2 protein-coding genes are annotated in these 23,095 nt (G+C 62.9%); both read left to right on the top strand.

Annotated features, from left to right (window positions below; genetic code table 11):
* Nucleotides 1-233: 233 nt before the first annotated feature.
* Nucleotides 234-11,225 carry an amino acid adenylation domain-containing protein gene (locus ACYZT7_RS23085; protein ID WP_462038362.1) on the top strand — a complete coding sequence of 3,664 codons (10,992 nt, stop codon included), beginning with the start codon at nucleotides 234-236 and terminating at the stop codon, nucleotides 11,223-11,225.
* Nucleotides 11,225-22,987, top strand: coding sequence for an amino acid adenylation domain-containing protein (locus ACYZT7_RS23080; protein ID WP_462038361.1), 11,763 nt, complete (start codon nucleotides 11,225-11,227; stop codon nucleotides 22,985-22,987). The genes ACYZT7_RS23085 and ACYZT7_RS23080 overlap by 1 nt, the downstream gene beginning before the upstream one ends.
* Nucleotides 22,988-23,095: the final 108 nt, after the last annotated feature.

The following is a 23,095-nucleotide window of genomic DNA, read 5'->3' as shown; positions in this document are numbered from 1 at the left end:
CTGTGGGAGCGAGCTTGCTCGCGATAGCGGTCTGTCAGTCACATCCATGTTGAATGTGCCGCCGCCATCGCGAGCAAGCTCGCTCCCACATTTTGAATTGCTACAACCTGACTTTCCTCGCTAGAACCTTCCTTTCTGATACTTGTTCTCATTCGCTAATTTTTCCGGTCTGCATTCGTTTTATAGGGACGACGTGCCTTTGTGCTTCCCGCCACTGATCCGGATGCTAAGAAATGAATGCTGAAGACTCCTTGAAACTTGCTTGCCGGTTTATCGGGTTGCCCCTGGAAAAGCGCCAGATGTTCCTTGCGGCCTTGCACAAGGAGGGCGTTGATTTCGCCCGTTTTCCGATTCCTGCCGGCGTTGAAGCCGACGATCGCCAGGCGTTGTCGTACGCCCAGCAGCGTATGTGGTTTCTTTGGCAGCTGGACCCGCAAAGCGGCGCCTACAACCTGCCCGGCGCGGTGCGTCTGACCGGGCAGTTGAACCTGCTCGCGCTGGAGCAAGCCTTCGCCAGCCTCGTTGAACGCCACGAAACCCTGCGCACGGTGTTCCAGCGTCAGGCCGACGGCAACCTGCTGCAAGTGCCGGCCAGCGCGCCGCTGGTGATCGATCAGGTGGATTTCAGCGCATTGCCGGCTAATGAACGTGAGCAAGCAGTCGCCCGCGCGGCCGAGCAGCAATCCGTGCTGCCCTTCGATCTATCGGCCGGCCCGCTGCTGCGCGTCACCTTGCTCAAACTCGCCGAGCAGGAACACGTCCTGCTTCTGACCCTGCACCACATCGTTTCCGACGGCTGGTCGATGAACGTGCTGATCGACGAATTCATCCGCTGCTACGACGCCTTCGAGGCGGGCGCGCAACCACAACTCGCTCCATTGCCGATCCAGTACAGCGACTATGCCCTGTGGCAACGCCGCTGGCTGGAGGCTGGCGAACAGGCGCGCCAACTCGACTATTGGCAGGCGCAACTGGGCGCTGAGCATCCGGTGTTGGAGCTGCCCACCGATCATCCGCGTCCGGCGATGCCGAGCTATCGCGGCACCCGTTACGAATTCGCGGTCGACGGTCAACTGGCCGAGCAACTGCGGGCCACGGCGCAGAAACACAACATCACCCTGTTCATGCTGTTGCTCGGCGCGTTCAACGCGCTGCTGCATCGCTACACCGGGCAGATCGACATCCGCGTCGGCGTGCCGATTGCCAACCGCAACCGCGCCGAAATCGAAGGGCTGATGGGCTTCTTCGTCAACACCCAGGTGCTGCGCACGAAGCTCGACGGCCAAACCCGGGTCGACGATTTGCTGCGCGCCATCAAGGAAACCGCCCTCGGCGCCCAGGCCCATCAGGACTTGCCGTTCGAGCGCCTGGTCGAAGCGCTGAAGCTGGAACGCAGCCTCAGCCACACGCCGCTGTTTCAGGTGATGTACAACCATCAGCCGCAGGTTGCGGACATTTCTACGGTCAGCACCGCGTCCGGTCTGGCGCTGGGCGTGATCGAGTGGGAAGGGCGCACAACTCAGTTCGATCTGACGCTGGATACTTACGAGAAGCGCGGCAAGCTGCACGCCGCGCTGACCTACGCCAACGACCTGTTCGACGCCGCGACCATCGCGCGTATGGCGCAGCACTGGACGCATTTGCTGCAAGGCATGGTCAGTGATTCGCAACAACGCATCAGTGATTTGCCGCTGCTTGAGTGGGCGGAATATCAGCGCATCGTGCATGACTGGAATCGCCCTGACGAAGGTTTCGCCCAGGACCTGTGCATTCATGAGTTGATCGCCCGGCAAGCCGCCGCGCGCCCGGATGCATTGGCGGTGACCTTCGGCACGAAGCAGCTGACTTACGCCGAGCTCGACACTCGGGCCAATCGTATGGCCCACAAGTTGATCGAACTGGGCGTAGGCCCGGAAGTCCGGGTCGGCGTGGCGATGCAGCGCTCCGAAAACTTGCTGGTAGCGTTGCTGGCCGTGCTCAAGGCCGGTGGCGCCTACGTGCCGCTGGACCCGGATTACCCCGCCGAACGCGTTGCCTACATGCTTGAAGACAGCCGCGCCCTGGTGCTGCTGACGGAACAGGCTGTCGCCGCGACATTGACCGTCGCCGCCGACACCCAAGTCCTACTGATGGAAGGTATGGAGTGGGCTGATTACGCAAGCAACGCGCCGGTGACCCGCGTCACGCCGGATAACCTCGCCTACGTCATTTACACCTCCGGCTCCACCGGCAAACCCAAAGGCGTGGCCATCGCCCATCGCAACGTGCTGGCGCTGATCGACTGGTCGACATCGGTCTACAGCCGCGAGGACATTCAAGGCGTGCTGGCCTCGACGTCGGTGTGTTTCGACCTGTCGGTGTGGGAGCTGTTCGTCACGTTGGCCAACGGCGGCTCGGTGATCATCGCCCGCAATGCCCTGGAATTGCCGCAACTGCCGGCCCGGGATCAGGTGCGTCTGATCAACACCGTGCCGTCGGCGATCAATGCGCTGCAGCGCGACGGGCAGATCCCGCCGAGCGTGCGCATCATCAACCTCGCCGGCGAGCCGCTGAAACAGAGCCTCGTGGACACGCTGTATCAGCAGCCGACCGTCGAGCATGTCTACGATTTGTACGGTCCGTCCGAAGACACCACCTATTCCACCTGGACCCGCCGCGAAGCCGGTGGCCGCGCGAACATCGGCCGGCCGCTGAAACACACCGCCAGCTATTTGCTCGATGCTGACTTGCAACCGGTGCCGCAAGGTGTGTCCGCCGAGCTGTACCTGACCGGTGCCGGCATCACCCGCGGTTACCTGGCGCGACCGGGCATGACCGCCGAAAAGTATGTGCCAAACCCGTTTTCCAGTAATGGCGAGCGCCTGTACCGCACCGGCGACCTGACCCGTTATCGGTCCGACGGCACGCTGCAATACGTCGGTCGCATCGACCATCAGGTCAAGGTCCGTGGCTTCCGTATCGAACTCGGTGAAATCGAAGCGCGGCTGTTGCAGCAGGACGCCGTGCGTGAGCTGGCGGTGTTGGCGCAGGACGGCGTCAACGGTCAACAACTGGTCGCCTACATCGTGCCGACCGATCTGGCGTTGCTGGGCGATATCGACGCTCAGGCAACCCTGCGTGAAACCCTGAAAGCTGCACTGCGCCAACATTTGCCGGACTACATGGTCCCGGCGTTTCTGCTGTTCCTCGAACAGCTGCCGCTGACTCCCAACGGCAAACTCGACCGCAAGGCCTTGCCGGCGATTGACGGCTCTGAGCAACAACGCGAACACGTCGCGCCGCGCACTGCGATGGAAAAATCCCTCGCGGCGATTTGGCAGGACGTTCTGGCTATCGACAACGTCGGTCTTGAAGACAACTTCTTCGAACTGGGCGGCGACTCCATCGTTTCCATGCAAGTGGTCAGCCGCGCGCGTCAGGCCGGGATCGTGTTGAGCCCGAAAGATCTGTTCCAGCACCAGACCCTCCGCAGCCTGGCCCAGGCCGCTCGCAGCGGCGAGCAGCCGTTGATCGAACAAGGTCCGGCCATTGGCGCAGTGGCGTTGGCGCCGGTGCAACAGTGGTTCTTCGAACAAACCATTCCCGAGCGTCAGCACTGGAACCAGTCGCTGCTGCTGGTGCCGCGCGAGGCGTTGAACGTCGAGACGCTGGATCGCGCGTTTGAGCAATTGCTGACCCATCACGACAGCTTGCGCCTGCGCTACGAACAGACCGCCGAAGGTTGGCAACAAACCTACACCGCGCCGACCACGGAGTCGGTGTTGTGGCAACGTCAGGCGCAATCGCTAGAAGAACTCAACGCTCTGTGCGACGAAGCCCATCGCAGTCTCGATTTGCAAAATGGTCCGCTGATGCGTGCGCTGCTGGTGGCAATGAGCGACGGCACTCAACGCCTGCTGCTGGTCATTCATCACCTGGCGGTGGACGGTGTTTCCTGGCGCGTGTTGCTCGAAGACCTTCAGCAGTTCTATAGCGGCGGTAATGTGTCGCTGGCGAAAACCAGCAGCTATCAACACTGGGTCGCTCGCTTGCAGGGTCATCTGCCAGTCTTTGAAAACAGCCTCGAACACTGGCAGACCCAACTGAAAAACGCGCCGAGCGATCTGCCGTGCGATCGCCCAACCGGCGCACTGGAAAACCGCTTCGAACAAAAACTCGAACTCAAACTCGACGCCGAGCAAACCCGCAAACTGCTGCAACAGGCCCCGGCCGCGTATCGCACGCAAGTCAACGACCTGCTGCTGACCGCCCTGGCGCGAGCGGTGTGCCGCTGGAGCGGGCAGGGCAGCACGCTGATCCAGCTTGAAGGCCATGGCCGTGAAGACCTGTTCGATGACATCGACCTGACCCGCACCGTCGGTTGGTTCACCAGCCTTTTTCCGGTCAATCTGATGCCGTCCAGCGATCTCGGCGCGTCGATCAAATCCATCAAAGAACAACTGCGTGCCGTGCCGGACAAAGGCCTCGGCTACGGCGCACTTCGTTATCTCGGCACCCCGGCAATTCGCGCCGAACTGGCGGCGTTGCCGCAACCGCGCATCACCTTCAACTATCTGGGGCAGTTCGACCGTCAGTTCGACGATGCCGCGATGTTTGTGCCGTCCACTGAAGGTAACGGCGTGGCGCAAGACCCCTCGGCACCGTTGGGCAACTGGCTGACGGTCGAAGGCCAGGTCTACGGCGGCGAGTTGTCGCTGAGCTGGGGCTTTAGCCGTGAGATGTTCGACACCGCGACTATTCAGCGTCTGGCGGACGATTACGCACAGGAACTCAACGCGCTGATCGAGCATTGCTGCGCGCTTGAGGCAAACCAGGCCACACCGTCGGACTTCCCGCTGGCGCGCATCAGGCAGGCGCAACTCGACGCATTACCGGTCGCCCTCTCGACCCTCGAAGACCTTTATCCGCTGTCGCCGATGCAGCAGGGCATGCTGTTCCACACGTTGTACGAACCGGCAGTCGGCGTCTACATCAGTCAGCTGCGCCTGGACATCCAGGGCCTCGATCCGCAGCGATTCGCTCAGGCCTGGCAAACCGCGCTGGAGCGACACGACATCCTCCGTAGCAGTTTCCACTGGCAAGGTCTCGACACCGCGCATCAAGCGATTGTCCGCCAAGTGGCGCTGCCGCTTGAAGTGCTTGAAGCGACCGACTCCGATGCGCTGGCCGACGCCGAACGCGCCCAGGGTTTCGAACTGGGCAGCGCGCCGCTGTTCCGTTTGAAACTGGTCCGCACGGGCGCCACTGACTGGCACCTGATCTACACCAGCCATCACATTTTGATGGACGGCTGGAGCAACGCGCAGTTGCTCGCCGAAGTGATCCAGCACTACGCCGCCGGGCAATCGCTGCCGGCACCGACCGGGCAATACCGCGACTATCTGGGCTGGCTACAGCAGCAATCGACCGCCGCGGGCGAGCAGTTCTGGAAAGCGGCATTGGCACCGCTGGAAGCGCCGACGTTGCTGGCCGAAGCCTTGCGGCCGCCGGTGGGCGCCGAAGGTAGCGAGGAGTACCGCGTCGCCCTCGACAGTCGCGCGACCCAGCGTCTGGCCGAGTTCGCCCGTCAGCAGAAAGTCACCCTCAACACCTTGCTGCAAGCGGCCTGGAGCCTGTTGCTGCAACGCTACACCGGCCAGGATTGCGTGGTCTTCGGCGCTACCGTTGCCGGTCGATCCGCGCCGCTGCCGGGGATCGAAGAGCAGCTCGGCTTGTTCATCAACACGCTGCCGCTGGTGTGCGCGATGAAACCGAATCAAACCGTCAGCCAATGGCTGGGCGAGTTGCAAGGGCTGAACCTGGCCATGCGCGAGTTCGAGCATGTGCCGCTTTACGACATTCAGGGCTGGGCGGGGCAGCAGGGTTCGGCGCTGTTCGACAGCCTGCTGGTGTTCGAAAACTTCCCGGTGGCCGAAGCGCTGAAACAGGGCGCGCCGGCCGGGCTGTCGTTCGGCAACCTGCACAACCACGAGCGCACGCACTATCCGCTGACGCTGGGCATCGAACTGGGCGAAGGCCTGAGCCTGGACTTCAGCTACGACGCGGCGCGGTTCAGTGCGGCGCAGGTCGCTGAGTTGTCGGCTAATCTGCAGCACTTGCTGACGCAACTGGTGGCGCAGCCGGACGCGGTACTCGGCGCGCTGGAGCTGCTCGATGTCGATGGCAAAAACGCGATGCTCGCGATCAGTCAGCCGGTGACGGTTGAGTTATCCACAACGCTTTTGGTCCACGAACAAATCGCCGCTCAGGCCGCCACCACCCCAGACGCGTTGGCGTTGCAGGTTGACGGCCAGTCCCTGAGCTACGCGCAGTTGAACACCCAGGCCAACCGCCTTGCTCATCGTCTGATTGCCAACGGTGCCGGTCCGGACAAGCGAGTCGGTCTGGCGCTGCACCGTGGCCCTCAGCTGATTGTCAGTCTGCTGGCGGTGCTTAAAAGTGGCGCAGCTTACGTGCCTTTGGACCCGAAATACCCGGCCGAACGCCTGGCGTACATGAACGATGACAGCCGTCTCGACGTGCTGCTGTGCGAGTCAGGTCTGCTGGAAAATGTGCCCGGCGTGCGACGTCTCAGCCTTGAAGACAGCACCGACTACCCCGACAGCAATCCGCAAAACCATGCAGTCGCCGACGATCTGGCCTACATCATCTACACCTCCGGTTCCACCGGCCAACCCAAGGGCGTAGCCATCGCCCATGCCGCGCTGCGCGAGTTCTGCCAGACCGCCGCCGACTATTCGGTGCTGTCGGCGTCCGACCGCGTGTTGCAGTTCGCGACCTTCAGTTTCGATGGCTTCGTCGAGCAGTGCTTCCCGGCGCTGTGCGTCGGCGCGGCGTTGATCATGCGTGGCGATGACGTGTGGGATGCCGGCCGACTCGCCGCCGAAATCGTCCAGCAGGGTGTGACCGTGGCGGACTTGCCGGCTGCCTATTGGTATTTGCTGGCCCGCGAATGCGCGAGCGGCGCGGTGAGTAACCTGGGTGATTTGCGCCAGGTTCACGTTGGCGGCGAAGCCATGTCGGTCGAAGGTCTGCGCTTGTGGCACCAGGCCGATTTGAGCCACGTGCGTTTGCTCAACACTTACGGCCCGACTGAGGCGACCGTGGTGTCCAGTGTTCATGAATGCCATCTCGAAGATGCCCGCGACGCGTTTGGCATCCCGATTGGTCGAGCCATCGCAGGTCGGGCGCTGTACGTGCTGGACGCGGCCGGTCAATTGTTGCCAAACGGTGGCGTCGGCGAATTGTGCATCGGTGCTCCGGCCAGCCTGGCGCAAAGCTACTTTGATCGCCCGGCGCTGACCGCTGAACGTTTCCTCCCAGACCCTTTCGCCCGTGAGCCGGGCGCGAGGCTGTACCGCAGCGGCGATCTGGCGCGCTACAACGCTGAAGGGAATCTGGAATACGTCGGCCGCATTGACCATCAAGTGAAGATTCGCGGTTTCCGCATTGAAATGGGCGAAATCGAAGCGTGCCTGCAAGCGCGGGATCAGGTGCGCGAAGCGGCCGTGATCGCTCAGGACGGCACGCAACTGGTGGCGTACATCGTGGCCAGCGACGACACACTTATCCACAGCGCTGCGGTGACTCAGGCTGACTATCTGGAAACGCTCAAGGCCGTTTTGCGCCAGTCGTTGCCGGAATACATGGTGCCAAACCAGCTGATCCTGCTGGCCCAATTGCCGCTTAACAACAACGGCAAGCTCGACCGCAAAGCCTTGCCTCGTGCGCAAGCCGCCGATGCACAACGGGCGTTCGTGGCTCCGACCGAAGGGCTTGAAACGCAACTGGCGCTGATCTGGCAAGCAGTGTTGGAGGTCGAGCGTGTGGGCCGCGACGACAACTTCTTCGAGCTGGGCGGGCACTCGTTGCTGGTGCTTCAGGTGATCTCCCGCGCGCGCCAGCAACTGCAGCTCGAACTGTCTGTAAGCAGCCTGTTCTCCGCGACGAATCTGGCGGAATTTGCCGAGCGTTCAGCACTGGCGAACGTCAGCGGCCAACCGTCCCTGCAACGTGCAACGGTCGATCAGCCGCAGATCCTGTCTTACGCCCAACAGCGCCAATGGATTCTCTGGCAGCTGGACCCACAGAGCTCGGCCTACAACATTCCCGCCGCGCTACGCCTCAAGGGATCGCTGAACCGCGCAGCCCTGCGCGAAGCCTTCGCCCAGTTGCAGGCCCGTCATCAAACCCTGCGCACAACCTTCGAACAGGATGGTCAACAGGCGCGTCCGGTGCTGCACAACAATCTGGCGCTGCAACTGGAAGAAAGCACGCTCGACCAGTCCTCGATCGACAATGCCGTAGCCGAAGAAATCGCCCGTCCGTTTGACCTGCGCAACGGTCTGCTGTGGCGCGTGTTGCTGCTGCAAGTGAACACTGACGAACACGTGTTGGTGCTCACCGTGCACCACATCGCCGCCGATGGCTGGTCGATGCAGGTCATGGTCGATGAGTTCAGTGCGCTGTATCAGGCAGCCGTCGAAGGCAAGGCTGCAAACCTGTCGAGCCTGCCAGTGAACTACAGCGACTACGCCCGCTGGCAGCGTGACTGGCTGGAGGCCGGTGAGGGCGCACGCCAACTGGCGTGGTGGCGCGAGCAACTGGATGGCAGCCAGGCACCGCTTGAATTGCCGAGCGAACTGACCCGTCCGGCCCGTCGCACCGAGCGCGGCGCCAGTCTGGTATTGAACGTTGATCGTGAGTTGCTGGCGGGTCTGCGTCAGCGCGCCCAAGAACAACAAGTGACGCTGTTCATGCTGTTGCTGGCGAGTTTCCAGACCTTGCTGCATCGCCAGAGCGGGCAGTCGAGCATCAGTGTCGGCGTGCCGAGCGCCGGTCGTTCGCGCCTCGAAACCGAAGGCCTGATCGGTTTCTTCATCAACACCCAAGTACTGCGTGCCGAGATCGACGGGCAGCAGACGTTCAGCACTTTGCTGCAACAGGTCAAACAGGTCGCATTGGGCGCTCAGGCGAATCAGGACTTGCCGTTCGAGCAGTTGGTCGACGCCTTGCAGCCCGATCGCAGCCTCAATCACAGCCCATTGTTCCAAGTGCTCTACAACCACCAGCAACAGTTGGGCGCGAGCGTCGAGCGCAGCGTTGCCGACTTGCAGGTCGAGCGTCTGCACTGGCAGCAACGCACCACCCAGTTTGATTTGGTACTCGATACTCAGGAGCAGGGCGAAGCGCTGGACGCCAGCCTGACCTACGCCACGGATTTGTACGACGAGGCGTCGATGAAGCGTCTCGCCGAACAGTGGCTGAACCTGCTGCGAGCGGTGGTCGCCGATCCGCAGCAGCGCGTCGCCGAACTGCCACTCATTGACAGGTCGCAACGGGATGCTTTGGTGCAGCACTGGAATCCCGCATTCGAGGCACAAGCGACGTCACCAACCTTGCATCAGTTGTTCGAAGTTCAAGCCGCACAACGGCCGAACGCAATCGCACTGGTCTACGAAGGCGAGCAACTGACCTACGCCGCGCTCAACGCCCAGGCCAATCGACTGGCGCGCAAACTGCGTGAACAGGGCGTCGGGCCAGAGGTGCGGGTCGGCATCGCCACCGAGCGGGCGATGCCGCTGGTGGTTGGCTTGCTGGCGATTCTCAAGGCGGGCGGTGCCTACGTGCCGCTGGACCCGCATTACCCGGCCGAGCGCCTGAGCTACATGATCGAAGACAGCGGCATCACGTTGCTGCTGACCCAACAACACCTGATCGATGGCTTGCCGGCTCGCGACGGCGTGCAGGTTCTGAGCCTGGAATCGTTGCAACTGGATGGGTTCAGCGACGACAACCTGCCGGCGCTGGCGACTCCGGACAACCTCGCCTACGTGATCTACACCTCCGGTTCCACCGGCCGCCCGAAAGGCGCATTGCTCAGCCACGGCAACGTCGGGCGCCTGCTCACGGCCACCGCTGCCGAGTTCAACTTCGGCCCGGACGATGTCTGGACGCTGTTCCATTCCTACGCCTTCGACTTCTCGGTGTGGGAGCTGTTCGGTTCGCTGTGCACTGGCGGGCGTCTGGTGATCGTGCCGTATGACATCAGCCGCGAGCCGCAAGCGTTCCACCGCTTGCTCTGTGATGAGGGCGTGACGGTGTTGAACCAGACCCCGACCGCGTTCCGTCAGTTGTTGCCGATTGCCTGCGCCAGCGAACGAAACCTGGCGCTGCGTCAGGTGATTTTCGGCGGCGAAGCCCTCGAAGTCGCGAGCCTGCGTCGATGGTTCGAACGCTTCGGCGACCAGCAACCAACCCTGGTGAACATGTACGGCATCACCGAAACCACGGTGCACGTGACCTACCGCGCCATCCGCCTCGCCGACCTTGATGGCAAGGCGCAGAGCCCGATTGGCCTGCCGATCCGCGACCTGCGCTGGTACCTGCTCGACAGCCAGTTGCAACCGGTGCCGGTGGGTGTGGCGGGTGAGTTGTACATCGCCGGCGCCGGTCTGGCGCGCGGTTATCACGGACGTTTCGGCCTCACCGCCGAGCGCTTTGTGCCAAGCCCGTTCGATACCGCGCAACGCCTCTATCGCAGCGGCGACCTGGCGCGTCAGCGTGCCGACGGCAGCATCGATTACCTCGGGCGGATTGACCAGCAAGTGAAGATTCGCGGTTTCCGCATCGAGCTGGGCGAAATCGAAGCCGCGTTGCTGGCGCAGCCGGGCGTGCGCCAAGCGGTGTTGAGCGTGCATGCAGGCGAAAGCGGGCCGCAGCTGTGCGCCTACGTGGTGGCCGAGCAAACCCCGCATGACCCGATTGCCTGGCGCGACAACCTGCGCGCCGCGCTCAAGGTGGATCTGCCGGATTACATGGTGCCGAGCCACTGGTTGCTGCTCGATGCCTTGCCGCTGACCGGTAACGGCAAGCTCGACCGCAAGGCGCTGCCGGTGCCCGAAGCTCAGGAATGGCAACGACCGTTCGAAGCCCCCGAGGGCGACCTCGAACGGCAACTGGCAGACATCTGGGCCAACGTGCTGGGCGTGGCGCAGATCGGTCGGCGCGACAACTTCTTTGAATTGGGCGGGCATTCGTTGCTCGCCGCCCAGGCCAGTGCCCGTGTGGAACTGGAGCTGGGCATCGAGCTGCCGCTGCGCGCGCTGTTCGAATCCACCGACCTGCAGGCTTATGCCGCCATGGCCGGGCAACATGCCCCGGCTGACAACGATGCACGTCTTGATGCGCTTGAGTCGCTTCTCGACGAGATGGAGATCAACTGATGGAACACACCACTGCCCAGCGTATCGCCACCCGCTTCGCCGGCCTGCCGGCTGCCAAGCGCCGCGAGTTTCTGCAACGCATGCAAGAGCAGGGCGTGAGCTTCGGGCAATTGCCGATTCCGCCGGCTGCCGAGCTGCAAACGACCTTTGAACTGTCGTACGCGCAGCAGCGCCAATGGTTTCTCTGGCAACTCGATCCGCAGAGCTCGGCGTACAACATTCCGGCCGCGCTGCGTTTGCACGGGCCGCTGAATGTCGCGGCGTTGCAGCAAAGTTTCGACGTGCTTTTGGAACGTCATCAGAGCCTGCGTAGCCGATTCGTCGAGGACGACGGTCAGGTGGTGCAGACACTGGCCCGGTTCACCTCGCTGCCGATCGAACAGATCGACCTGCGTGCCGAACCTCAGGATCAACGTCTCGATCTGGCGATGAAAACGGTCGAGCAGGAGATCGCCCGGCCGTTCGATCTTCAGCACGGTCCGCTGTTGCGGGTCAGCCTGTTGCAACTGGAACGCGACGACCATGTGCTGTTGCTGACGCTGCACCACATCGTCACCGATGGCGGGTCGATGGGTGTGTTGGTTGAGGAGTTTTCCCGGCTCTACGCCGCGCATTGCCAAGGGCAAAGCGCGGCGCTGGAAGCGCTGCCGATTCAGTATTCCGATTACGCCCTGTGGCAGCGCCGCTGGATGGAAGCGGGGGAGCTGGAGCGCCAACTCAACTGGTGGCGCGAAACCCTGGGCAGCGAACAACCGCTGCTTGAATTGCCGACTGACCGCCCACGCCCGGCGCAGCCGAGCCAGCGCGGGGCGCGTCTGGATTTTGCCCTTGATGCGACCTTGGCCAAAGGCTTGATGAGCCTGGCCAAACAGCGCGGCGTCACACCGTTCATGCTGTTGCTTGCGAGCTTCCAGGCCTTGCTCTATCGCTACAGCGGTCAGTCCGACCTGCGCGTTGGCGTACCGATCGCCAACCGCAATCGCGCGGAAACCCGGGGTCTGATCGGTTTCTTCGTCAACACTCAAGTGATGCGCGCCGAGCTCGATGGGCGTCTGCCGTTCAGCCAGTTGCTCGACCAGACCCGTGCCGCGTCGCTGGATGCGCAGTCCTATCAAGACTTGCCGTTCGAACGTCTGGTGCAGGCGCTGCAAGGTGAACGCAGCCTGAGCCACAGCCCGTTGTTCCAGGTGATGTTCAACCACCAGCAAGCCAAACCGGCAGCGGTCAGCGGCTTGCTCGCCGGCCTGCGAGTCGAAGCACTGAACGCCACGGCGCACACCACGCAGTTCGACCTGCAACTGGACACGCAGGAGGAGGGCGACAAGCTGTTCGCCAGCCTGACGTATGCCACCGATCTGTTCGACGCCGAGCGCATCGAGCACCTGGCTCGTCACTGGCGCAATCTGTTGGCCGGCGTGCTGGCGAATCCGCAATGCCCGCTCGCCGAGTTGCCATTGTTGGACGCCGACGAGCGTCTGCGCATTCTTGATGACCTCAACGACACCGCTCAGGACTATCCCGGTGAAGTCTGCGTGCAGCGGCATTTCGAAGCGCGCGTGGCTGAAGACGGTGAAGCGACGGCGCTGGTGTTCCAGGGCCAGCGCCTGAGTTACGCCGAGCTGAACCGGCGCGCCAACCGCTTGGCCCATCACTTGCGCACCCAAGGTGTCGGCCCGGAAGTGCTGGTGGGAATTGCCTGCGACCGCTCGTTTGAAATGGTCGTCGGCCTGTTGGCCATTCTCAAGGCCGGCGGCGCTTATGTGCCGCTGGACCCGGAATACCCGATTGATCGCTTGAGCTACATGATCGAAGAAAGCGGAATTTCGCTGTTGCTGACTCAGGAACATCTGCTGGCGCAATTGCCGACCCCGGACAACGTGCGCACCTTGTGCCTGCACGCCGAAGGCGATTGGCTGAGCGATTGGCCGGGTACTGATTTACCCAACCTGGCAATCGCTGAAAACCTCGCCTATGTGATTTACACCTCCGGTTCCACCGGCAAACCCAAGGGCGCGGGCAACCGCCATGTGGCGTTGCATAACCGTCTGGAGTGGATGCAGGAAGCCTACAACCTGCTGCCGACCGACCGCGTCCTGCAAAAAACGCCGTTCAGTTTCGACGTGTCGGTGTGGGAGTTTTTCTGGCCGCTGATGAAGGGCGCCACCCTGGTCATCGCTGCGCCGGGCGAGCATCGCGATCCACAACGTCTGGCCGCGTTGATCGTCGAGCAGGCGATCACCACGCTGCACTTTGTGCCGTCGATGCTCTCCGCATTCATCGGTGCCGACGAGGCGTTGGCCTGCACCTCGCTGCAACGGATCATTTGCAGCGGCGAAGCGCTGCCGATGGAGCTGCAACGCCAGACCCTGCGCAGCCTGCCGCGAGCCAATCTCTACAACCTCTATGGCCCGACCGAAGCAGCCATCGACGTGACGCACTGGACCTGCGTGGAAGAGGGGCGCGACAGCGTGCCGATCGGCCGCCCCATCGCCAACTTGCGCACCTGCATCCTCGACAGCGAACTGCAGCCGTTGCCACTGGGCGCGGTGGGCGAGTTGTACCTGGGTGGCGTGGGTCTGGCTCGCGGTTATCACCGTCGTGGCGCGCTGACTGCGGAACGTTTTGTGGTCGATCCTTTCGGCAGTGGTGAGCGCCTGTACCGCACCGGTGACCTGGCGCGTTATCGCGCTGACGGCGCCATCGACTACTGCGGGCGCATCGACCATCAAGTGAAGATTCGTGGTTTGCGCATCGAACTGGGCGAAATCGAAGCGCGTCTGCAAGAAAATGCGGACGTGCAGGAAGCCGTGGTGCTGGCCCTCGACGGCCCGAGCGGCAAGCAATTGGTCGCTTACATCGTGCCGCAGGATCGCGCCTTGGTCAGCGCCGATGCCGAACAGCAAGGCGCATGGCGTGAAACCCTGAAAAGCCATTTGCTGGCGAGCCTGCCGGATTACATGGTGCCGGCGCAGACGGTGCTGATCAAACAAATGCCGCTGAGTCCGAACGGCAAACTCGACCGCAAACGCCTGCCGGCGCCGACTGCGCAAGTCAGCCAGCGCGCGTTCGAAGCGCCACGCAGCGAACACGAGCAGGTGCTGGCGCAGATCTGGCAGGACGTGTTGGGTGTGGAGCAGGTTGGGCGTCAGGACAACTTCTTCGAACTGGGCGGCGACTCGATCATTTCGATTCAGGTGGTCAGCCGTGCGCGTCGAGCCGGCCTGAGCCTGCAACCGCGCGATCTGTTCCAGCAGCAAACCTTGCAAGCGCTGGCCGCTGTGGTCAAAGAACAAGCGGCACCGAAGGCGCAACAAGGGCCGGTGGACGGTGTGCAAAAACTCACGCCGATCCAGCGCTGGTTCTTCGACGAACCGATTCCGCAACGCGCGCACTGGAACCAGGCGGTGCTGCTGGTGCCGCGTGAAACCCTCGAATTGCCACGCCTGCAAGCGGCGTTGCAACGCTTGCTCAAGCAGCACGATGCCCTGCGTTTGCGCTTCAGTCAGGTCGACGGCCAATGGTCGGCGCGCTATGTCGGGGCCGACAGCGCCGACGTGATCGACATGCTCTGGACCGCCCGCGTGGCCAGCGATGCCTCGCTGGAATCGGTGTGCGACGAAGCGCAGCGCAGCCTTAGCCTGCAAGACGGTCCGCTGCTGCGCGTGGCGTTGATCGCGCAGGCTGATGGCTCGCAGCGGTTGCTGTTGGTGATCCACCACTTGGCGGTGGACGGTGTGTCCTGGCGGGTGTTGCTGGAAGATTTGCAGGCGGCCTATCAAGGGCAGGATCTGCCCCCGAAGACCAGCGCCTTCCAGGCCTGGGCCGACAAACTCGACGCCTATGCCCGTTCCGAAACCGCTGCCGGTGAACTGAACTGGTGGCAGGCGCAACTGAGCGTCGCCAATGATTCGTTGCCAGCCGCCAACGCCCAGGCCAGTCAGGCCGGGCATTTGCGCCAGGGCGTCAGCATCGGTCTGGACCGCGAGCAGACTCGCCAGTTGCTGCAACAGGCGCCGGCGATCTACCGCACGCAAGTCAACGACCTGCTGCTGACCGCACTGGCCCGCACCCTCAGCCGCTGGACCGGCGACGCTTCGGCGCTGGTTCAGCTCGAAGGCCATGGCCGCGAAGAGCTGTTCGACGACATCGATCTGACCCGCACCGTCGGGTGGTTCTCCAGCCTGTTCCCGGTGCGCCTGACGCCCACCTCCGACCTCTCGGGTTCGATCAAGGCGATCAAGCAGCAACTGCGCGAAATCCCCGGGAAAGGCTTGGGCTACGGCCTGTTGCGTTACATGGGCGATGCCGCGACCCAAGCGGCGCTGGCCGAGTTGCCTCAAGCGCGCGTGACGTTCAACTACCTTGGGCAGTTCGACCAGAGCTTCGCCGAGGACGCATTGTTCACACCGGCCAAGGAATCCAGCGGTGCCGCGCAATCGGCTGACGCGCCGTTGCCGAACTGGCTGTCGGTGGATGGCCAGGTGTATGGCGGTGAACTGAAACTCGACTGGACCTTCAGCCGCGAATGCTTTGACTTGCGCGAGATCGAAACGCTGGCGGCGGATTTTCGCGGTGAATTGCTGGCGCTGATTGCCCATTGCCTGAGCGATGGCGCGGGCGGCGTGACCCCGGCGGACTTCCCGTTGGCGCGCCTGACCCAGGCGCAGCTCGACGGTCTGCCGGTGCCGCCGGCGCAGATCGAAGATGTGTATCCGTTGTCGCCGATGCAGGCGGGGCTGTTGTTCCACAGCTTGTACGAATCGGAGTCCGGCGCGTACGTGAACCAGCTCAGCGTCGAAGCCTGCGGGCTTGATGCCGAACGGCTGGGTCGCGCTTGGCAAGCGGTGCTCGACACCCATCCAATCCTGCGCAGCAGCTTCCACTTCCCCGACGGCTTCGAAGCGCCTGTGCAACTGGTGCATCGTCATCTGCAATTGCCGCTGACCTGCCTCGACTGGCGCGCCCGCATCGATCAGGCCGACGCGCTGGCACAACTGATCGATAGTGAACGCCTGCAACTCGATTCGACCCAGGCGCCGTTGATGCGTTTGACCCTGGTGCGTCTGGACAATGAGCGTCAGCAACTGATCTACACCCACCATCACCTGTTGCTCGATGGCTGGAGTAATTCGCTGCTGTTGAGCGAAGTTTTGCAGCGCTATGCCGGGCAGGAAGTGCAGGCACCGACCGGGCGTTTCGCCGATTACATCGGCTGGCTGCAACGTCAGGATGCGCACGCCGACGAGATCTTCTGGCGCGAGCAACTGGCGACCCTCGACAACCCGACCCTGCTGGCGCAGAGCCTGGCGTATGTCGATTTCAAACAGCAGGCGACGGCGGCGTTCGCCGATCATCGCCAGACCTTCGATGTCGCCACGAGCAAACGTTTCAGCGAGTTTGCCCGTCAGCAGAAAGTCACCCTCAACACCTTGGTCCAAGGTGCCTGGGCAGTGCTGCTGCAACGCTACAGCGGTCAACGCAGTGTCGCGTTCGGCGCCACGGTGGCGGGACGTCCGGTGGACTTGCCGGGTGCCGAAAGCCAGCTCGGGCTGTTCATCAATACCTTGCCGGTGATCAGCACGCCGGACGCGGTCGAAAGCGTCGGTCAATGGCTAACCCGCTTGCAGGCGCATAACCTGGAACTGCGTGAGCATGAATTCACCGCACTCGGTGATATTCAGCGTTGGGCCGGGCGTGCCGGTGAACCGCTGTTCGACAGCCTGCTGGTGTTCGAAAACTTCCCGGTAGCCGAAGCGCTGCAACAGGGCGCGCCGGCCGGATTGAGCTTCTCGATTGCGCAGAACCACGAACGCACCAACTTCCCGCTGACCCTGGCAGCCACCGCCGAGAGTCAGTTGAGCCTGAACTGGAGCTACCAGTGCGCGCATTTCAGCAGCGAGGCGATTGTTCGCATGAGCGAGCATCTGGCCGCGCTGCTGGCGGCGATGGTTGCTGCGCCACAGGCTGCATTGAGTGAACTGGACCTGCTGACCGCACCGGAACGCGCACAACAGTTGGTCGAGTGGAACCCGGCGTTTACCGCGGCGCAAAACCCGCTCTGCGTGCATCAGTTGATCGAGGCCCAAGCGGACATCCGCCCGGACGCTACCGCGCTGATCTTCAACGATCTGGAATTGAGCTTCGATCAACTCAACCGTCGCGCCAACCAATTGGCCCATCGTCTTCGCGCACTGGGCATCGGCCCGGAAGTGCGGGTTGGCCTGGCCATGCAACGCTCGCCGGAAATGATCGTCGGCCTGCTGGCGATCCTCAAGGCTGGCGGTGCTTACGTGCCGCTGGACCCGGCGTACCCGGCCGAACGCCTGCGGTATCTGATGGAAGACAGCGGCATTTCGCTGCTGATCAGCCAATCGTGGCTGCGAGAAAAACTGCCCTTGCCGCAAGGCCTGTCGGTGCTGGAAATCGACCGCGAATCCCTGGCGTCCATGGCTGACACCAACCCGGTCAACCTGACCTGCGGCGAAAACCTCGCCTACCTGATTTACACCTCGGGCTCAACCGGCCGCCCGAAAGGCGTCAGCGTGGCTCATGGTCCGTTGGCCATGCATTGCCTGTCGATCGGCGAGTTGTACGGCATGACCCCAGATGACCGCGAGCTGCAATTTGCTTCGATCAGCTTCGACGGCGCCCACGAGCGCTGGCTGACGCCGCTGGTGTTCGGTTCGGCGGTGATGCCCCGCGACGACGAGTTGTGGAGCGTGGAGCGCACCTGCGCCGAGATTGAAAAACACGGCATCACCATCGCCTGCTTCACCCCGACCTATCTGTCGCAGATCGCCGATTTCATGGGCGAAGCGGGGCGTGATCTGCCGATCCGTTCCTACACCCCGTGCGGTGAAGGCATGGCGAAGCACGCGTTCGATGAAGTCCAGCAGGTGCTGCAACCGAAGCGCCTGATCAACGGCTACGGCCCGACCGAGACGGTGATCACGCCGCTGATCTGGCTGGCGTATCCGGAGACTGAATTCGACTCGGCGTTCATGCCGATTGGCCGGCCGGTCGGCAACCGCAGCGCCTATATTCTGGACGGCGGCTTGCAGCCGTTGCCGGTTGGCGTGGCGGGCGAGTTGTACCTGGGCGGCGAGGGCGTCGCGCGTGGTTACCATCAACGTCCGGACCTGACCGCTGAACGTTTCGTGCCGGATCCGTTTGTGCCGGGCGCACGTTTGTATCGCAGTGGTGACCTCGCGCGGTTCCGCGCTGACGGTGTCGTCGAGTACCTCGGCCGCATTGACCAGCAAGTGAAAATTCGCGGGTTCCGTATCGAACTCGGCGAAATCGAAGCCTGCCTGCTTGAACACGAAGGCGTGCGTGAAGCGTTCGTGATCGATCGCGAAGGCCCGGTGAGCCGCCAGTTGGTTGGTTATGTGGTGCCGCGCGATCCGCTCGCTGATGAGCAGGACCTGCGTGAAACGCTGACGTTGCACCTGCGCAGCCGTCTGCCGGCGCACATGCTGCCGGCGCATTTGATGTGCCTGGCCGCGTTGCCGCTGACGCCGAACGGCAAGCTCGACCGTCAGGGCTTGCCGGCGCCCGAAGCGTCGCGTCAGAACCACGATCAAGTGGCCGCCGCGTCGCCGGCCGAAGCATTGCTGGTGGAGATCTGGCAAGCGCTGTTGGGGCTGGACTCGGTGGGTGTCACCGAGAATTTCTTCGAGCTCGGTGGTGACTCGATCATCTCGCTGCAAGCGGTGAGTCGATCCGGGCAGCGCGGGCTGGTGTTCAGTCCGAAGCAACTGTTCGAGCAGCAGACCATTCGTGCTCTGGCCGCAGTCGCCAGCAGCCGTGAAGCGGCGTTGATCGAAGCGCCGAAAGTCCCGGCGTTCGCGCTGGTGCCGCACATCGACATCGCTGGCCGCGAGGGTCTGCAAGATCTGTATCCGCTGTCGCCGATGCAGCAAGGCATGCTCTTCCATTGCCTCGATTCACCGGAGCTGAACCCCTACGTCAACCAGTTGAGCGTGGCGGTGGACGGCCTGCAGGTGCCGCGTTTCCGCGCGGCCTGGCAGACGCTGGTCGAACGTCATGAAGTGCTGCGCGCGGCGTTCCGCTGGCGCGATGGTCTGGCCGATCCGCTGCAAGCGGTGTTTGCCGACGTCACGTTGCCGATCGAAGAACTCGACTGGCGCGACCGCACCGACACCGAGCAAGCGTTGAGCGAACTGGCGGCGGCAGAGCAGGCCAAGGGCTTCGACCTGAGCTGCCCGCCGTTGATGCGCTTCACTCTGGTTCGCCTGGGTGATGACCGTTACCAGATGATCTGGATCTACCATCACCTGTTGCTGGATGGCTGGAGTGCTTCGCGCCTGTTGGGCGACATGTTGCGCCTGTACCACAACGACAGCCTGCCGACCCTGACTGGTCGATACGCTGACTACATTGCCTGGCTGCAACGCCAGGACGGTGCGCAGGCGGAAGGCTTTTGGCGCGAGCGTCTGGCGTTACTCGAAGAACCGACCATTCTGGCCACGGCTTCCGGTGCGACAGGCTCCGGCCACGGCGTGATGTACAGCAACCTCGACGCCGAGGCGACGCGCAAACTGCACACGTTCACCAAGCGTCAACGCGTGACCCTCAACACGCTGGTGCAAGGCGCGTGGTTATTGCTGTTGCAACGTCATAGCGGCCAACGCACTGTCGCGTTCGGCGCCACGGTGGCGGGGCGTCCGACCGGGCTGGCCGGCGCGCAAGACATGCTCGGCCTGTTCATCAACACCTTGCCGGTCATTCAGACGCTTGATCCGCAACAGCCGTTGGGCGTGTGGTTGCGAGCGTTGCAGGATTACAACCTGATGGTCCGCGACTACGAGCACACGCCGTTGTCCGATATTCAGCGCTGGGCCGGGCAGGGTGGCCAAGGTCTGTTCGACAGCATCATCGTGTTCGAAAACCATCCGGTGGACCGCGCCTTGAAAGGGGGCGAAGAAGGTGAGCTGCGCTTTGCCGAAGTCGGCAGCGGCGGGGTGACCAACTTCCCGATGGACTTGATGGTCAGTGCCAACGAGGAAGGCCTGGAGGTCGAATACCTGTTCCTGCGTGATCGCTTTAGTGAAGTGGAAGTGCAGCGGATTCGTGCGCAGCTCGAGGGATTGCTGCGTGCGTTGCCTGAGGATGCTGCTTGTCTGCTCGGCAACATTGGCTTGCCTGAAGCGCGTTTGAGTTTGCCGCAGGTGTCCGACGACAACGCCGATTTGCTGCACGCCTTCAATCTGCATGTGCGCATTCAGCCGCAGAAAATCGCCTTGATCTGCGAGGATCGGGAAGTCAGTTATGCACAGCTTGAGGCGCAGGCCAATGGGTTGGCGCAGCAACTGATCGGTCGTGGTATTGGCCCGGAAAGTCTGGTGGCGGTGGCGCTGCCGCGTTCCGAGCGCACCATCGTTGCGTTCCTCGCGGTGCTTAAAGCAGGGGCGGCGTATCTGCCTTTGGATCTCGCGTACCCGGCCGAGCGGCTGGTTTATATGTTGAGCGATTCGGCGGCCAGCCTGTTGCTTTGCGACAGCGATCTGGGTGAACGGTTGACGCTGGCGGATAGCCCGCCGTGCTTGTTACTCGATCAACTGTCCATTGCTGGTAGCACCGAGTGCCCGGTTTCCCAACCGCTGCCGGGGCACTTGGCGTACCTGATTTACACCTCCGGTTCCACCGGCCAACCGAAAGGCGTGGCTGTGGCGCGGGGGCCGATTGCCCGGCATTGCCGCGGCATCATTGAACTCTACGAACTGGCACCGCGCAGCCGCGAGTTGCACTTCATGTCGTTCGCTTTCGACGGTGCTCAGGAGCGCTGGTTGAGTGTGCTGTTGGCCGGCGGCAGTCTGGTGATCCGCGATGACAATTTGTGGACCCCGGAACAAACCCTGGAAGTGTTGCATTGTCATGGCGTCACCGTGGCCTGCTTCCCGCCGGCGTACCTGCAACAGATGGCCGAAGTGGCTGAACGTTTGGGCAATCCGCCGGCGGTCGAGGTGTATTGCTTTGGTGGTGATGCGGTGCCGGAGGCCAGTTTCGAGCAGGTCAAACGGGCTCTGCGTCCGCAGCGTCTGGTCAACGGTTACGGCCCGACCGAAACCGTGGTCACGCCTTTGTTGTGGCGTGCCGAAGTCAGCGAAACCTGCGACGCGGCGTATGCGCCGATTGGTCGTGGTGTGGCCGGGCGTGGTTTGTACGTGCTCGACGCCGACCTCAATCCGTTGCCGGTCGGTGTCAGCGGCGAGTTGTACTTGGGCGGCGAATGCCTGGCGCGCGGTTATCACCAGCGTCCCGGCATGAGCGCCGAGCGTTTCATCCCCGATCCGTTCGAGGCCGGTGGCCGCATGTACCGCACCGGCGACCTGGTGCGCCAGCGCGAGTGCGGGTTGATCGACTATTTGGGGCGTCTTGATCAGCAAGTGAAGATCCGTGGTTTCCGCATCGAACTCGGCGAAATCGAAGCCCGCCTGCGCGACTGCGCCGGGGTGCAGGATGCCGCCGTGGTGGTGCACGACACGCCGACCGGCAAGCAATTGGTCGGTTATGTGGTGGCGGCCGGTGCTGTCGGGCTGGATCGTCGCTTGAAGTCTGAACTGCAAGCGCAACTGCCGGACTACATGGTGCCGGCGCGAATCATGGTGCTGGAGCGTTTCCCGCTGTCGGCCAACGGCAAGCTTGATCGTCGCGCACTGCCTACGCCTGAATGGGCGCTCGGCGGTTATCGCGCGCCGCGCAACGCACTGGAAACGGCGCTGACCGCGATCTGGCAAGAGGTGCTCGGCGTGCCGCAAGTGGGCATCGACGACAACTTCTTCGAACTCGGCGGCGACTCGTTGCAGGTGCTCAAAGTCATTTCGCGGGTACGCAGTCAGCCGCAACTGGGCTTCGAATTGAAGCTGCGGGATTTGATGCAGAAACCCTGCATCGCCGAACTCAGTGGCTATCAGGCTGCCGAGGCGGCCAAGGCGCCGGACCCGTTGCTGGCGCTGAATGCGCGAATCCCCAACGTGCCGGCGCTGTTCTGCCTGCACGCCGGTTTCGGCACGGTGTTCGACTACGAACCGCTGGCTCGCCGACTGGAGGGGCGGCGCACGGTGTACGGCGTGCAATGCCGCATGCTGCTTGACCCGCAATGGCAGGACGAGTCACTGCTGGCCATGGCTCAAGCCTATGCGCAACGGATGCGCAGTCAGCAGGCCAAGGGGCCGTATTACCTGCTGGGTTGGTCCTTGGGCGGCGCGTTGACGCAACTGGTCGCTCACGAACTGGAAACCCAGGGTGAGACGGTGGCGTTTGCCGGGCTGGTCGACAGTTACGTGGCGGGCACTGCAGAAGCGGGGCACTGGCGCGAGGATTTGGGGGACTTCCTGATGTTTGTGCTGGGTCTGCCGGGCGATGAGGCTCAGGCGCTGATTGCGCTGAAAGCCGCTGACTTAAATGAGCGCGAGGGTTCCACGGTGGTGATCGAGGCGGCCATGCACGGCTCCAATGAGCAAGCCGCGTTGGGCGCGGGGGAACTCACGCAGATCTTCGCCACCGGTTCACGGCTCAAGCAACTGGCCCTGGCTCAACGGCAACTGCCGGCGATTCAGGTCACGGCACATCGCTGGTGGGTGGCCGAGCGCGACGACGAACGTCGAGTGTTCGAGGCTCAGGTTGGTAGCCACGGCATTGATCGTTTGTTGGTGGGCGGGCACTACGAGTTGCTGCGCGGTGATGAGTTGCTCGACGCGCTTGAAGACCTGTTGGAACGCCATCCAGCCATTGCGTAACTCCTGTGGGAGCGAGCTTGCTCGCGAATGCGGTGTGTCAGCAACATCAATGTCGACTGACACTCCCTCTTCGCGAGCAAGCTCGCTCCCACAGGGTTCGCGGATCGT

This window comes from Pseudomonas sp. RT4P38 (assembly GCF_054897765.1).
Note: the sequence above shows the minus strand (reverse complement) of the source record. Positions and strands in the feature narration are given on the sequence as shown.

Excerpts from the sequence above, each read along its gene's own strand:
- ACYZT7_RS23085 (WP_462038362.1), top strand. The coding sequence starts at position 234 with ATGAATGCTGAAGACTCCTTGAAACTTGCTTGCCGGTTTATCGGGTTG.
- ACYZT7_RS23080 (WP_462038361.1), top strand. The coding sequence starts at position 11,225 with ATGGAACACACCACTGCCCAGCGTATCGCCACCCGCTTCGCCGGCCTG.